The organism is Streptomyces sp. NPDC048473, from assembly GCF_043200155.1.
Taxonomy (GTDB): domain Bacteria; phylum Actinomycetota; class Actinomycetes; order Streptomycetales; family Streptomycetaceae; genus Streptomyces.
In genome coordinates this window covers 72,624-87,081 of record NZ_JBICXE010000019.1, presented here as the reverse complement: position 1 = coordinate 87,081, position 14,458 = coordinate 72,624, and the positions used below count along the sequence as shown (strand labels likewise).

The following is a 14,458-nucleotide window of genomic DNA, read 5'->3' as shown; positions in this document are numbered from 1 at the left end:
TGGTCGGCATAATCGCGTCCATGTCGATCACGGGTGGAGACGTCGTTGACCTGGGGCGGGGCCTGTACGCATGGCTCCCGCCGAAACGGGGCTGGGGGCTGGCGAACTGCGGTCTCCTCGTTTCGCCCCGTGGCGCGCTCTGGATCGACACCCCGTACGACGCCGTGCTGGCCGGCCAGTTCCTGGCCGAGTCCACGAAGCGGCTGCCCGACGGTGTCTCCATCGACCGGGTGATCGTCACCCACGCGAACGGCGACCACTTCTGGGGCGCGGGCGTACTCCCGGACGCGGAGATCATCGCGACCCGCGAGGCCCGCGAGCACATCCATTACGAACCCACGCCCAAGCAGCAGCACGCGCTCGTCGCCACCGGCGATCCGGCCACCGCGCTCGGGGCGTACCTCGGACGTCACTTCGGCCCCTTCGACTGGTCGCAGACCGAGCCGGTGCAGCCGACGACATACTTCACCGGGGAGCGCGAACTGACCCTGGGGGAGTACCCGGTCCAGCTCTCCGCCCTGCCGTCCGCGCACACCACCGGCGACCTGATGGTCCATCTGCCCGCGCAGCGTGCCGTGTTCAGCGGGGACGTCATCTTCTCCTCCACCCCCGGTCAGCCGGGCGACCACCCGGTGCACTGGGCGGGACCGCTGAGCAATGTGATCGCGGCCTGCGAACGGGTTCTGGCCACCGGCGCCGAGATCATCGTCCCGGGGCACGGACCGGTCCTCGACCAGGCCGGGGTGCGCGATCACATCGTGTATCTGGAGTACGTGCGCGAGCGCGCCCACGCCTTCCACACAGCCGGAATTACCGCCCTTGAGGCGGCCCGTCGGGTCATCGCCGAGGGACGCTACCCGGAGCTCGGCCTCCCCGAGCGGCTGGTGGTGACCATCGGAAGCGAGTACCGGCAGCTCGACGGCTCCGAACTGCCCGGAGTGCTCCAGGTGATGACCGATGTCGCCGTGGTCGCTCAAGAAGTGGAGCAGGCCCGTGAGTCGGCGGGCCCGGCGGAGAAGTAAACAGGCCCGGCGGAGAAGTAAGCGGAGCTTCCGCCGCCGCTTCGGCCGGAAGGCCGATCCGACAACAGAAATGCGGTGACGGCATGGGATGGATCGTGGCGGTGATCGCCGTCGCTGCTGCCGTGGCGGCAGCTGTCCGCGCACAGAACGCGGCGCGCTCGGAGCACTTGGCCCTGGCCCGCGCCGAGCTGGCCGAACGGCAGTCGAAGGCCGCCGAGGCCCGTACCGCCGCCCTCACCGATGAGATCCGGCAGCTGGCCCGCAAGCGGATACCCGCCGCCGCGCTCGCCCTCTCCCACCCCACCGCCCAGGTACCCGGACTGCGGGAGGCGGCCGAGGTCGACGGCGATTCCGCCCGGCTGCTCACCGAGGCCGTGCAAGCCGCCCGCACGGCGGTCGTCGAGGAGCGCGGGCGTGTCGACGCGGCCGCCCGTGCGGCGATGCGCGGCACCTCGGCCAAGATCCAGTCCCTGCTCAACCAGTCCCAGCAGCTGCTGCACGAGCTCCAGCACGAGTACGACGACCCACGGATCCTGCAACTGGACTTCCGTAACGAACTGGCCTTGCGGCGCACCCAGTCCACCGCCGTGCTCTGCGACGCCTGGCCGGGGCTCGCCCGCCAGAACTCGCCGCTCGTCGAGATCGTGCTCGGCGCCCAGTCCCGGGTCGCCGGCTACGAGCGGATCAAGGTCGCCAACCATCTGCGCGACGAACGGCTCGCGCTCGTCGCCCGCGCCGCCGAACCGCTCGCGATAGCGCTCGCCGAACTGCTGGCCAATGCCACGGCCTACTCGCACCCCGACACCGACGTACAGGTGACCATCCAGCAGAGCGGTGGTCGTGGCGCGTTCCTGGTCGTCGACGACGCGGGCATAGGCATGGACGACGATGCGCTCGACCGGGCCCGCGCCCTGCTGGCGGGCCCGTCCGAAGTGCTCCTGACCGAGCTGGGCGACCCACCGCAGACCGGGTTCGCCGTCGTCGGCCGGCTCGTCGTGCAGTACGGCTTCAACTGCCACATCGAGGCATCGCCGTTCGGCGGAATGCGTACGATCCTGCGCGTCCCCGCCCATCTGCTCACCGTGATGGAGGACGACCGCAGGCTCTCCGCCCTCGCCCCGAAGCCGATGCAGGCGCACGCCGCTCCATCCGTTTCCGCCCCCGTCGAGCCGGAGCCCGCCCCGGCACCGCAAGCCGCCGGCGGGCACCCTGCCGAGCTGCCCAGCCGGCGCCGGCGGTCACCCCGCCCGGCCGCCGCCCGGTCCGCATCTGCCGCCGTCACCCGGGACCGGGAACAGGTGTCCCGTACACCCGAGCAGGCCGAGGCTTCCTGGGCGGCACTCCAACAGGGCACCCTCAACGGCAGGAGCGTCGCCGGGCGGCCATCCGCACCGGCAGCGGACGACCACCAGCCGGACGACCAGGACGACCAGGACGACCAAGGAGACGACGAGAAGTGAGCGCCCCCACTCCCACCACCGGTGACCTCGCATGGGTGCTGACCCCCCTGCTGGAGCTGCCCGGAGTCCAGCACGCCGTGGTCGCCACCGGCGACGGCCTCGTCGAGGGCGCGTCGCCCGGCCTGGACCGGGCGTCCGGCGAGCGGGTCGCCGCCATGACCGCCACGCTGCACGCCGCGGCCCGCGCGTTCACGACGGCCTTCACCGACGTCGAGGCGCCGCGCCTGGCCCAGACGGTCGTCGAGTCCGACCAGGGCTTCGCCATCGTCGTACCGGCCGGGAACAACACCACACTCGCCCTGTTCGCGGAACCCGGAGCCAAACTCGGCGACATCGCCTACCAGATGCAGGTTCAGGTCACCGCCCTGACCCGGGCGATGAACGCACCCGCCCGCCAACCGGACACCGCCGCCCGGCCATGACCTCCGGCCCCGGACGCCGTCTGATCCCCGCCTATCTGGTCACCGGCGGCCGGACCCGGCCCGCCGGTCCCGCGCTCGACCGGCTCGCCGTACTCGTACGCACCGACACGGACCTGCCTGCGGACATCGGCTCGGAACAGCGCAGGCTGTGCGAGCTGCTCGAACCGGGAGCGCTCACCGTCGTCGAATCCGCGGCCCATCTGGATCTGCCGGTCAGCGCCACCGTCTTCCTGGCCACGGACCTCGTGGCCGCCGGACATCTGCACACCCGACCGCCCATCCCCAGCGCCGGGGAGATCGACCGGTCGCTCGTCGAGAGGCTGCTCGTTGGACTCCGCTCCCTCCACTGACCGGACCGGCATCGGCTATCTGCCGCCTGCCGCCCGGACCCTGATGAAGCTCGTCGTCACGGGTCCCTTCGGCGTGGGCAAAACCACCCTGATCCGTACGCTGTCGGAGATCGCCACGCTCCACACCGAAGAGGCGATGACCCAGTCCAGCACCCGGCTCGACGACACCGCAGGACTGCCGGACAAGACGACGACCACCGTCGCCATCGACTTCGGTCGGCTCACCGTCCTCGACGACCTGGTGCTCTACATGTTCGGCACGCCGGGCCAGCAGCGGTTCCTCCCGCTCTGGGAGGACATCGCGCGCGGCGCGCTCGGCGCACTCGTCCTGGTCGACACCCGCAGGCTCGCCGACTCCTTCGCGGTCATGGACATGGTCGAGGATCAGGGACTGCCGTACGCCGTCGCCGTCAACCGCTTCCCCGACGCCCCCGCCCACACCGACGAGGTCCTGCGCAAACACCTCGACCTCGCCCCCGAGACTCCGCTGGTGCAGTGCGACGCCCGCGAACGCCGCGGCAGCATCGACGCACTGATCGCGCTCGCCGAGCACGTGCTGACCCGAATGCCCCGGCCCGAGGACCCGTCATGACACCGCCCCTGCAGCCGCCGCAGCCCCTCGCGCTGTACGGTCCGGACTTCGCCGCCGACCCGCAGAGCCACTACCGGCGGCTGCGCGAACACGGCCCTCTCGCTCCCGTACGGCTCGCCCCCGGCATCGACGCCCTGCTGGTCACCGACTACCAGGCCGCCGTCGACCTGCTGCGCGACACCCACACCTTCACCAAGGACCCGCGCGCCTGGCAGGCCACCGTCCCCGACGACTCGCCGGTCCTGCCCATGCTCGGCTACCGGCCCACCGCACTCTTCAGCGACGGCGACGTACATGCCCGTTACCGCGACGCCATCAACGACAGCCTCGCGCTGATCGAGCCGCACATCCTGCGGGCCGAGGTCGCCCGGGTCGCCCAGCGGCTCATCGGCGAATTCGCCGCCACCGGAAGCGGCGACCTGATCGCCCAGTACGCCCGACGACTCCCGTTGCACGTCTTCGTCACCTGGTTCGGCGTACCGCCGGGCGACAGCGGACGCATCGTCAACGGCATCGCCGGCATGTTCAATTCCGCCGAGGACGCCGCCACCGCGTACGCCGACCTCGTCGAGGTCGTCACCGATCTGGTCGCCGACCGGCGCGCCCGGCCGCGCCGCGACCTCACCTCGTACCTCCTCGCCCATCCGGCCAATCTCGACAACGACGAGACTGTGCGTCAGATCACTCTGATCATGAGCGCGGGCCACGATCCGACGACCAATCTGATCGGCAACGCGCTGCTGCACATGCTCACCGACGCGCGTTACGCAGGCTCGCTGCACGGCGGCGCGATGACCGCACACGAGGCGATCAACGAGGTCCTCTGGCAGGACCCGCCGCTGGCCAATTTCGCGGCCCACTACCCGCGCCGCGACACGGAGTTCCACGGTGTCCGGCTGCGCGCCGGACAACTGCTCCTGATCTCCTATGCCGCGGCCAACACCCAGTCCGCGCCCGGCCTTTCGGACCCGGGGGTCCGCTCGGGAGCCAGTGCCCATCTGGCCTGGTCGGCCGGTCCGCACCGGTGCCCGGCGAAGCAGCCGGCGCTGCTCATCGCCATGACCGCGATCGAGCAGCTCACCAGTCAGCTGTGCGACGCAGAACTGGACGTTCCGGTCAGTGGACTGAAGTGGCGGCCGGGACCTTTCCACCGTGCTCTGGTGCGGCTTCCGGTACGTTTCACCCCCGTCGACATGACTGCGGAAACGGACCGGCACGAAGCCGGCGAGGGTGCGCCGGACGCGCCGTCAGCGGTGTCGATCAGCCCGTGAACCGTGTCGGTGGTACGCCGAACGGGTGAGGGGCGAGAGAATTGCCCGATGAACAGCGAGCGCAGCGGGCGCAACGCCGACCGAAGCACAGACGGGGTGGTCCGGTGAGCAGGTACGACAGGTACGACGTCACGGACGAGCAGTGGGAGGGGCTTGCCCAGGTCGTGCCTCTGCGCAGCCGCAACGAGTGGCCGTCCAGGGTCGATCACCGTACGGTCCCCGACGAGAGCGCGGAAGCCGAACAGCGGCGCCTCGTCGTGCTGCGGGTCCAGGTCTTCGCGGACGCGCGGGAGGTGGCGGAGTACCTGGTCGCACAGATCCCGGTGCTGCTCGATCTGACCAGCGCGGAGACGGATGTGGCCAAGCGCATCCTGGACTTCACCAGCGGAGTCGTCTTTGGTCTGGGCAGCGGAATGCACCGGGTCGACCGGAATGTCTTCCTGCTGTCACCGGTCGGCATGGAGGTCGAGGGGGTCACGGCGGCGGGCGTACCCGGTTCGTAGGAGGGCCTGCCCGGGCGGGTGATGGCCGGGTGGGCGTGGCGGTGGTCGTCCCCCGATCGTGGGAATGCGGTTCGGGCGGGGTTGCCGCGGTGGGCGTAGCCCGATCGTAGGAAGGTCGTTCAGGCGGAACGGTTCGCCGCTCCGCGGTCTGCGTACGGTCCGCCCATGAGTGCACTCCGCCCGGGGACCACCCCGCCACTGCCCGCCGGTACGTCCGTGCCTGGTGATGCTCCTGCGTCCGAGTTTGGTGAAGCGTCTGCTGCTGCTGGTACGTCCGTGCTTGGTGAAGCGCCTGCCGCTGCTGGTACGTCTGTGTTCGGTGATGGTCCCGTCGCTGCGGGTACGTCGGCCCGTCCGGAAGCCGCGTGGCGTTCCGGGGGTCCTGTCCGCTTTGCCGGACCCGTCGTCACCGAACTCCGGTTGTCCGCCTTCGCCTCGCACCGGGGTGCCAACTTCCCCATCGGCCCGATCACGCTCTTCGCCGGGCCAGGCGGCAGCGGCAAGTCGAGTGCGTTGCGGGCGTACGAGGCGCTGGCGCGGCTGGGCAGCGGAGACCCGCTCGACGAGGTCTTCCCGGACCCGGCGGGGTGCGTACCGGAAGGCGCCGCGGCCGATGCGCAGGGCCGCCGCGGATTCCGGATCGGCTGCACGACGGACGGTCCGGCAGGACCGGTACGGCTCGACGTGGCCGTCCAGGCGGAGCCCACCCTCCGTATCGTCGGCGAACGGCTCACCGGCGGTGGCGAGACCCTGTTCACCACCGCATTGCGCGACCCGGGGCGCTCGACGGTCCAGGCGGCCTGGCACACCGCGGGCGCGGTCCCGGTGACGCGTGCGCCGCTGCCGGACGACCGTCTCGGAACGGCCCTGCTGCCGTTGCGGGTGGCGGGCAGGACCGAGGGGCAGTTACAGGTCCTTGCCGCCGCCGAACAGATGGTCGTGGCCCTGCGGTCGGTCTTCGCCTGTGAACCGCAGCCGTCGCGGATGCGTGCGCCGGTGCCGGCGGGCGACGGCCGGCTGCGCCGCGGCTGCGACAACCTCGCGGCGGTGCTGGACCGCACGCACACGCAGTGCGCCGGGCGCCACGCCCGGCTGGTCGCGGCCGCTCACGCCGGATGTGCGGGGCCGGTGACCGCGCTCGGTGTCGAGCGGCTCGCGGACGGGTTGCTGCGCGCGACCGTCGGGCGCGGCGGCGGCGGGGGACACGCCACGCCGGTCGGCCGGCTCGGCGACGGTGAGCTGAGGTATCTCGCGCTCGCCCTGGTGCTGCTTACCGGACCCGGGGTGCTGGCGGTGGACACCGCGGGCGAGGTGCCGTCGGCCATGCAGACCCTCACCGTGCTGGCAGACGGACTCGACCGGGACCTGGACGGACGGCAGTTGCGCGAACTGCTGGATCTGGCGGTGTCGATCGGGGCGGCCGGGCACCTCAGGCTGGTGGGGACGGTCACGGAGTCGGGCGCGGTACGGGCCCGGGAGACGGCCGGGGTGACGGTGGTAGACCTGGAGCCGTGACAGAACTTGATGTACGTGCCCTGCAGCAACGGCTCGCCGCGTTCGCGTCCGCACGGGACTGGGAGCAGTACCACACCCCGAAGAACCTGGCGGCGGCCCTGAGCGTCGAGGCGGCCGAACTGGTCGAAATCTTCCAGTGGTTGACGCCGGAGCAGTCGGCGCGGGTGATGGAGACTCCCGAGACGGCGCACCGGGTGGCGGACGAGGTCGCGGATGTTCTCGCGTATCTGCTGCAGTTCTGCGAGGTGTTGGGGATCGACGCGCTGGCGGCGCTGTCGGAGAAGATCGACCGGAATGAGAGCCGATTCCCGGTTCCGGAAGGCCCGGACACCCCTGAACCCCGGGATCGTCACTCTTCGGAGTGATCAACTTATTCACAGTCGACTTCGTGTCCACAGATTTCCGAATTCCCCTGGCTTTTCGGTACCTAAGCCCTCACTGTGGGTAATGGATGAGTTGAGCGGCTTTTCGTACGGACGGGGGTAACGCATGGAAGCGGAGCGGCTTGTAGGAGTCAGTCGGCGTGCTCTGGCACAGAGCCGCGGCACGCCGGACATCATCGCCGAGGCATGGCAGGCCCAGGCGCTCGCTCAGGCGATCGGCAGCCGGCTGGCGGCGGACGGGCCCAAGGAGTTACGGGGAGAGGCGCGCGGGCTCAGCGAGATCGGCGGGAGGAGTGGCGGGGCACTGGACCACCCGGCGGCGCGGGCCTCAGTGGCGCGGGCCGCGCAGCTCTCCGAGCTCGCCGAACCGAGGGCGACGCTGACGCGGCTGGGCACACTGCTCGGGGAGGTGGGGATGGCTCTGGTCGGGGTGGCCTGTGAGACCGACGAGCAGGGGCTCTACTGGCAGTGCATGGAGGCGATCGACGCGGCCGACGAGTCGATGGACCGGGTGCACGGAATGCTCCGGCGCCTCGACGAGCAGGACCGGGAGCGGCGGCAGGATCTGGAGCGCGGGCGGGAGCGGGACGGCCCCTACGGTGCGGTCCGCGGACCGGCGGGCTCGGCGGCGGGCCAGCCGTGACCGCACAGGACTCCGGAAGTGACGAGGGACGAGGAACGGGACGGTGGACTGGACGGCCGTGACCGTAAAGGACTTCGGCAGTGGCGGCGCGTGGGAGGAGGAGGGGAATGACCGGCGTCCAGAGGTGCAGGATGGATGCATGGATCTTCGAATCTTCACCGAGCCCCAGCAAGGGGCGAGCTACGACACCCTGCTCACCGTCGCCAAGGCGGCCGAGGACCTCGGGTTCGACGCCTTCTACCGCTCCGACCACTACCTCCGCATGGGCCCGGGGGACGGGCTGCCCGGCCCGACCGACGCGTGGATCACTCTGGCCGGGCTGGCGCGCGAGACCAAGCGGATCCGGCTCGGCACGCTGATGACCGCGGGGACCTTCCGGCTCCCCGGAGTGCTCGCCATCCAGGTCGCGCAGGTCGACCAGATGTCCGGCGGACGCGTCGAGCTCGGCCTCGGCGCAGGCTGGTTCGAGGAGGAGCACAAGGCCTACGGCATTCCGTTCCCCAAGGAGAAGTTCGGCAGGCTGGAGGAGCAGCTGGAAATCGTCACCGGGCTCTGGGCGACCGAGATCGGCAAGACGTTCAGCTTCGACGGCACGTACTACCAGCTGACCGATTCGCCCGCGCTGCCCAAGCCGGCGCAGGCCAAGGTGCCGGTCCTGATCGGCGGTCACGGTGCGACGCGTACACCGCGGCTGGCCGCGCAGTACGCGGACGAGTTCAATATCCCCTTCGCGTCGCTGGAGGACAGTGAGAAGCAGTTCGGCCGGGTCAGGGAGGCGGCCAAGGCGGCCGGCCGCGGACCGGACGACCTGGTGTACTCCAACGCCCTGGTGGTCTGCGTCGGCAAGAACGACGCCGAGGTGGCGCGGCGCGCCTCCGTCATCGGCCGTGAGGTGGCGGAACTGAAGGCGAACGGGCTCGCGGGCTCGCCCGCCGAGGTGGTCGACAAGATCGGCAGGTACGGCGCGATCGGGTCGTCCCGGATCTACCTCCAGGTCCTGGATCTGGACGACCTGGATCACCTGGAGCTGATCTCCTCCCAGGTCCAGTCCCAGCTCACCTGAGCCGGGATCGGTTCCGGCTCACCTGGACCGGGAGCCCTTCCGCCTCGCCTGAGCCAGGGATCGGTCCAGCTCACCCGGGCCAGGCCCAGCTCGCCCGAGCCAGGCCCCGCTCACGAGGGAGTCGCCCGTGCAACCCGTCCGGTCAGTCAACGGTCCGCCCGCCCGTGCGCTCGATCGCGCCCTCTTGGAGGGGACGGTCCTGCTCGACGGTGGTCTCTCCAACCAGTTGGAGGCGCAGGGCTGCGACCTGTCCGACGCTCTGTGGTCGGCCCGGCTGCTGGCCGAGGGGCCGGGGCAGATCGAGGCTGCGCACGCGGCCTATGTGCGGGCGGGTGCACAGGTGCTCATCACGGCCAGTTACCAGGCGACCTTCGAGGGATTCGAGCGGCGGGGGATCGGACGGGCTCGGGCGGCGGAGCTGTTCGCCCGGAGCGTGCGGCTGGCGCGGCGGGCCACGGGTGCGGTGGAGCGGGAGGTCTGGGTCGCCGCCTCGGTCGGCCCGTATGGGGCGATGCTGGCGGACGGCAGCGAGTACCGGGGCCGCTACGGGCTCTCCGTCCGGGAGCTGGAGCGGTTTCACCGGCCGCGGGTCGAGGCGCTGGCCGCCGCAGGGCCCGATGTGCTGGCGCTGGAGACGGTGCCGGACATCGACGAGGCCGAGGCGTTGCTGAGGGCGGTCGAGGGGTGCGGGCTGCCTGTTTGGCTCTCGTACAGCGTGGCGGGGGACCGGACCAGGGCGGGGCAGCCGCTGGAGACGGCCTTCGCCCTGGCCTCGGGGCACAACAATGTGCTGGCCGTCGGGGTGAACTGCTGTGATCCGGCGGATGCGGACCGGGCGGTGCGGGTGGCGGCGGAGGTGGCGGGGAAACCGGTCGTCGTCTATCCGAACAGCGGTGAGCGGTGGGATGCCGGCGGCCGGCGGTGGGCCGGCGACGCCACGTTCGATCCGGGGAGAGTACGGGCCTGGCAGGACGCCGGCGCCCGGCTGGTGGGCGGCTGCTGCCGGGTCGGCCCGGACATCATCGCGGAGCTGGCCGGGCTGCTCGGCGCAGCGACGGGAGGCGAAGGGGAAGGAGAGTCAACAGCGCTGTAGACACATGAAAATACCTGGTGGGGGGCGAGTGAAGCAGACCATACTCGGACGTGTGTTCCTGACAATCAGCACGACCGGCAACCCGGAACGTCCCGCGACCGATCTCGGCTTTCTGCTGCACAAGCATCCCGAGAAGGCGCAGACGTTCTCCACCTCCCATGGCACCGCGCATGTCTTCTATCCCGAGGCATCCGCCGAGCGCTGCACAGCGGCGCTCCTGCTGGAGGTGGATCCCGTGGCGCTGGTGCGGCGCGGCAAGGGCAAGGGCCGGGGCGGCGCCCCCGATGCGGCGCTCGCGCAGTACGTCAACGACCGCCCGTACGCGGCGTCCTCGCTGCTCTCCGTCGCGATGAGCACGGTCTTCAAGACCGCGCTGAGCGGTGTGTGCCGCGCACTGCCCGAACGCGTACAGGCGCCGCTTCCGCTGCGGATCGAGGTGCCCGCACTGCCGGCGCGCGGTGGTGCGGAACTGGTGCGCAAGCTCTTCGGGCCGCTCGGCTGGACGAGCGTGGACGCCGTGGCCGTACCTCTGGACGAGCAGTTCCCTGAGTGGGGAGACTCGCGGTACGTACGGCTGGTGCTGGAAGGCGAGTTGCGGCTGGCGGAGGCGCTGCGGCAGCTGTACGTCCTGCTGCCGGTGCTCGATGACGCCAAGCACTACTGGGTCGCACCGGACGAGGTGGACAAGCTGTTGCGGGCCGGTGAGGGCTGGCTGGCCGACCACCCCGAGCAGAAGCTGATCACCAGCCGTTATCTGTCCCGGCGCTGGGGGCTGACCCGGCAGGCGATGGAGCGGCTCGAACTGGTGCGGCTCGCCGAGTCGGACGACCTCGATGTCGAGAGCATCGACAACGCGGTGGACGAGACGACCGACACCGAGGAGAAGCCGGTGCCGCTCGCCGAGCAGCGGCGCACCGCGATCCTCGACGCGCTGCGCGCCGCCGGGGCGAGCCGGGTCCTCGACCTGGGCTGCGGCCAGGGCCAGTTGGTGCAGGCGCTGCTCAAGGACGTGGGCTTCACGGAGATCGTCGGCGTCGATGTCTCCATGCGCGCCCTCACCATCGCCTCGCGACGGCTGAAGCTGGACCGGATGGGGGAGCGGCAGGCCGGACGGGTCACGCTTCAGCAGGGCTCGCTCACCTATACCGACAAGCGGCTCAAGGGGTATGACGCGGCCGTGCTCAGCGAGGTCATCGAGCACCTCGACCTGCCGAGGCTGCCCGCGCTGGAGTACGCCGTGTTCGGTTCGGCCCGACCGCGGACCGTGCTCGTGACGACGCCGAACGTCGAGTACAACGTCCGCTGGGAGACCCTGCCGGCCGGGCATGTGCGCCACGGCGACCACCGGTTCGAGTGGACCAGGGCCGAGTTCCGCGACTGGGCCCAGGATGTGGCGCAGCGGCATGGATACGGGGTCGATTTCGTCCCCGTGGGGCCCGACGACCCGGAGGTGGGGCCGCCCACGCAGATGGCGGTGTTCACGATGACCGCAGCCGATGAGACGAAGAACGAGACCGAGACCGCCAACGAGACCGAGAAGGAGGCGAAAGTCGCATGACCAGTACTTCGCGCACGCTGCCGGTGACCGACCTCTCCCTCGTGGTCCTCATCGGAGCCAGCGGTTCCGGCAAGTCCACCTTCGCCCGTAAGCACTTCAAGCCCACGGAGATCATCTCCTCGGACTTCTGCCGCGGCCTGGTCGCCGACGACGAGAACGACCAGAGCGCCAGCAGTGACGCCTTCGACATCCTCCACTTCATCGTGGGCAAGCGGCTCGCTGCCGGCCGGCTGACCGTCGTGGACGCCACCAGCGTCCAGTCCGAGAGCCGCAAGCAGCTGGTCCAACTGGCCCGGAGCCACGACGTGCTGCCGATCGCGATCGTCCTCGACCTGCCCGAAGAGGTCTGCATCGCACGCAACGCGGCCCGCCCCGACCGTGCCGACATGCCGCGGCATGTCATCCAGCGCCACCGCCGTGAACTGCGCCGCTCGCTGCGCGGCCTGGAGCGCGAGGGCTTCCGCAAGGTGCACATCCTGCGCACCGAGGAGGAGGCGGAGCACGCCGAAGTGGTGCTTGAGCGCCGCTACAACGACCTGCGCCACCTCACAGGGCCCTTCGACATCATCGGCGACATCCACGGCTGCAGTTCCGAGCTGGAGGCCCTGCTCGGCAAGCTCGGCTACGTCGACGGCGCGCACCCCGAAGGGCGTACGGCGGTCTTCGTCGGCGACCTCGTGGACCGCGGCCCCGACAGTCCCGGGGTACTGCGCCGCGTCATGTCCATGGTATCGGCGGGCAACGCCCTGTGCGTGCCGGGCAATCACGAGAACAAGCTCGGCCGCTACCTCAAGGGCCGCAAGGTCCAGCACACCCATGGACTCGCCGAGACCATCGAGCAGCTGGACCAGGAGGACGTCAAGGACCCGGCCTTCCGCGAGCAGGCGCGGGAGTTCATCGACGGGCTCGTCAGCCACTACGTGCTCGACGAGGGCAAACTCGTCGTCTGCCACGCCGGACTGCCCGAGAAGTACCACGGGCGCACCTCCGGGCGGGTCCGCTCGCACGCGCTGTACGGGGACACCACCGGCGAGACCGACGAGTTCGGCCTGCCCGTGCGCTACCCGTGGGCGGAGGAGTACCGCGGCCGTGCCGCCGTGGTCTACGGCCACACCCCGGTGCCCAGCACCTCCTGGGTCAACAACACCATCTGCCTGGACACCGGTGCGGTCTTCGGCGGGAAGATGACCGCGCTGCGCTGGCCGGAGCGCGAGCTTGTCGACGTACCCGCCGAGAAGGTCTGGTACGAGCCGGCCAAGCCGCTGACCACCGAGGCGCCCGGGGGCCGGGAGGGCCGGCCGCTGGACCTCGCTGATGTGCACGGCCGCCGGATCGTCGAGACCCGGCACATGGGCCGCATCTCGGTCCGCGAGGAGAACGCCGCGGCGGCGCTCGAAGTCATGAGCCGCTTCGCCGTCGACCCGCGGCTGCTCGGCTACCTCCCGCCGACCATGGCGCCCACCGCCACCTCGCACGAGGACGGCTTCCTGGAGCACCCGGCCGAGGCCTTCGCCCAGTACCGGGCGGACGGTGTCACCAAGGTCGTGTGCGAGGAGAAGCACATGGGCTCGCGTGCGGTGGCGCTGGTCTGCCGGGACGCGAACGCTGCCCGTGAACGGTTCGGCGCAGGGGCCACCTCCCACGCTTCCGGCGGTGGGGGAGGTCCGACCGGGGCGCTGTACACCCGCACCGGAAGGCCGTTCCTCGACGACGTCGCACTCACCGAGGCGATCCTCGGCAGGCTGCGCACAGCCGTCACCGCCGCCGGACTCTGGGAGGAGTGGGACACCGACTGGGTGCTGCTCGACGCCGAGCTGATGCCGTGGTCGTTCAAGGCGGCCGGGCTGCTGCGCTCTCAGTACGCCGCGGTCGGTGCCGCATCCGGGGCCGTCTTCCCGGAGGCCAACGCGGCCCTCGCGGCAGCGGTGGCCCGTGGGGTGGACGTGGGCGCTCTCGCGGACCGCCAGCAGGGACGGGCCGAGGACGCGGCCGCGTTCACCGAGGCGTACCGCCGCTACTGCTGGAGCACCCAGGGCCTGGACGGGGTGCGGCTCGCGCCGTTCCAGATCCTCGCCGTGCAGGGCCGCTCGCTGGCCTCCGTACCGCACGACGAGCAGCTGGCCTGGCTCGACCGGCTGGTCGAGCACGACCCGACCGGGCTGCTCCAGGTCACCCGCCGACTCGTCGTCGACACCGGTGATGAGACGTCGGTGCGCTCCGGTATCGACTGGTGGCTGGAGATGACCGGCCGCGGCGGCGAAGGCATGGTCGTCAAGCCGCTCGCCGCGCTCGTACGGGACGGCAAGGGCAGGCTGGTCCAGCCGGGCATCAAGGTGCGCGGCCGGGAGTACCTCCGGATCATCTACGGCCCCGAGTACACCCGCCCGGAGAATCTGGAGCGGCTGCGCGGCCGGTTCCTCGGCCACAAGCGGTCGTTGGCGCTCCGGGAGTACGCGCTGGGGCTCGAAGCGCTGGACCGGCTGGCCGACGGGGAGCCCCTGTGGCGGGTCCACGAGGCGGTGTTCGCGGTGCTGGCCCTGGAGTCGGAGCCGGTCGACCCGCGGCTGTAGACCGTGGCGTCAG

General features: G+C 70.9%; 14 protein-coding genes. All 14 read left to right on the top strand.

Translation table 11 applies throughout. The features are described 5' to 3' along the window. The first annotated feature begins 20 nt into the window (after positions 1-20). The 14 genes from ACGFU7_RS27230 (at position 21) to ACGFU7_RS27165 (ending at position 14,445) form a co-directional block, all read left to right on the top strand. Positions 21-1,022 (top strand): MBL fold metallo-hydrolase, encoded by a 1,002-nt coding sequence (locus tag ACGFU7_RS27230; protein ID WP_393699036.1) that lies wholly within the window; start codon positions 21-23, stop codon positions 1,020-1,022. An 83-nt stretch (positions 1,023-1,105) separates the two neighbouring features. Beyond that, positions 1,106-2,482: an ATP-binding protein gene (locus ACGFU7_RS27225; RefSeq protein WP_393699035.1), complete on the top strand. Its 1,377-nt coding sequence runs from the start codon at positions 1,106-1,108 to the stop codon at positions 2,480-2,482. Beyond that, positions 2,479-2,904: a roadblock/LC7 domain-containing protein gene (locus tag ACGFU7_RS27220; protein ID WP_114247178.1), complete on the top strand. Its 426-nt coding sequence runs from the start codon at positions 2,479-2,481 to the stop codon at positions 2,902-2,904. Before ACGFU7_RS27225 ends, ACGFU7_RS27220 begins: the two co-directional genes overlap by 4 nt. Continuing rightward, positions 2,901-3,254, top strand: a complete 354-nt coding sequence (locus ACGFU7_RS27215; RefSeq protein ID WP_393699034.1) for a DUF742 domain-containing protein — start codon at positions 2,901-2,903, stop codon at positions 3,252-3,254. Before ACGFU7_RS27220 ends, ACGFU7_RS27215 begins: the two co-directional genes overlap by 4 nt. Further along, entirely contained in the window at positions 3,232-3,846 is a 615-nt protein-coding gene (locus ACGFU7_RS27210) for an ATP/GTP-binding protein (RefSeq protein ID WP_385546936.1), read from the top strand. Before ACGFU7_RS27215 ends, ACGFU7_RS27210 begins: the two co-directional genes overlap by 23 nt. Next, positions 3,843-5,117 (top strand): cytochrome P450, encoded by a 1,275-nt coding sequence (locus tag ACGFU7_RS27205; protein WP_393699033.1) that lies wholly within the window; start codon positions 3,843-3,845, stop codon positions 5,115-5,117. Before ACGFU7_RS27210 ends, ACGFU7_RS27205 begins: the two co-directional genes overlap by 4 nt. A gap of 104 nt (positions 5,118-5,221) precedes the next feature. Continuing rightward, positions 5,222-5,620 (top strand): cell division protein SepF, encoded by a 399-nt coding sequence (locus ACGFU7_RS27200; RefSeq protein WP_362201958.1) that lies wholly within the window; start codon positions 5,222-5,224, stop codon positions 5,618-5,620. A gap of 165 nt (positions 5,621-5,785) precedes the next feature. Then, on the top strand, positions 5,786-7,135 hold the full coding sequence (locus ACGFU7_RS27195) for an ATP-binding protein (protein ID WP_393699032.1): 1,350 nt from the start codon (positions 5,786-5,788) through the stop codon (positions 7,133-7,135). Continuing rightward, entirely contained in the window at positions 7,132-7,500 is a 369-nt protein-coding gene (locus tag ACGFU7_RS27190) for a nucleotide pyrophosphohydrolase (protein WP_393699031.1), read from the top strand. The genes ACGFU7_RS27195 and ACGFU7_RS27190 overlap by 4 nt, the downstream gene beginning before the upstream one ends. Before the next feature lie 124 nt (positions 7,501-7,624). Then, on the top strand, positions 7,625-8,161 hold the full coding sequence (locus tag ACGFU7_RS27185) for a DUF6099 family protein (protein ID WP_393699030.1): 537 nt from the start codon (positions 7,625-7,627) through the stop codon (positions 8,159-8,161). Positions 8,162-8,300: 139 nt separating this feature from the next. Further along, positions 8,301-9,224: an LLM class F420-dependent oxidoreductase gene (locus ACGFU7_RS27180; protein ID WP_393699029.1), complete on the top strand. Its 924-nt coding sequence runs from the start codon at positions 8,301-8,303 to the stop codon at positions 9,222-9,224. 127 nt (positions 9,225-9,351) lie between these two features. Further along, the gene (gene mmuM / locus ACGFU7_RS27175; protein WP_393699028.1) at positions 9,352-10,317 is read left to right on the top strand and encodes a homocysteine S-methyltransferase; all 966 of its coding nucleotides are present in this window, start codon (positions 9,352-9,354) and stop codon (positions 10,315-10,317) included. Positions 10,318-10,369: 52 nt separating this feature from the next. After that, complete coding sequence (locus ACGFU7_RS27170; RefSeq protein WP_393699027.1) at positions 10,370-11,875, top strand: 3' terminal RNA ribose 2'-O-methyltransferase Hen1; 1,506 nt, start codon at positions 10,370-10,372, stop codon at positions 11,873-11,875. Beyond that, on the top strand, positions 11,872-14,445 hold the full coding sequence (locus ACGFU7_RS27165) for a polynucleotide kinase-phosphatase (protein ID WP_393699025.1): 2,574 nt from the start codon (positions 11,872-11,874) through the stop codon (positions 14,443-14,445). The genes ACGFU7_RS27170 and ACGFU7_RS27165 overlap by 4 nt, the downstream gene beginning before the upstream one ends. Positions 14,446-14,458 lie beyond the last annotated feature (13 nt).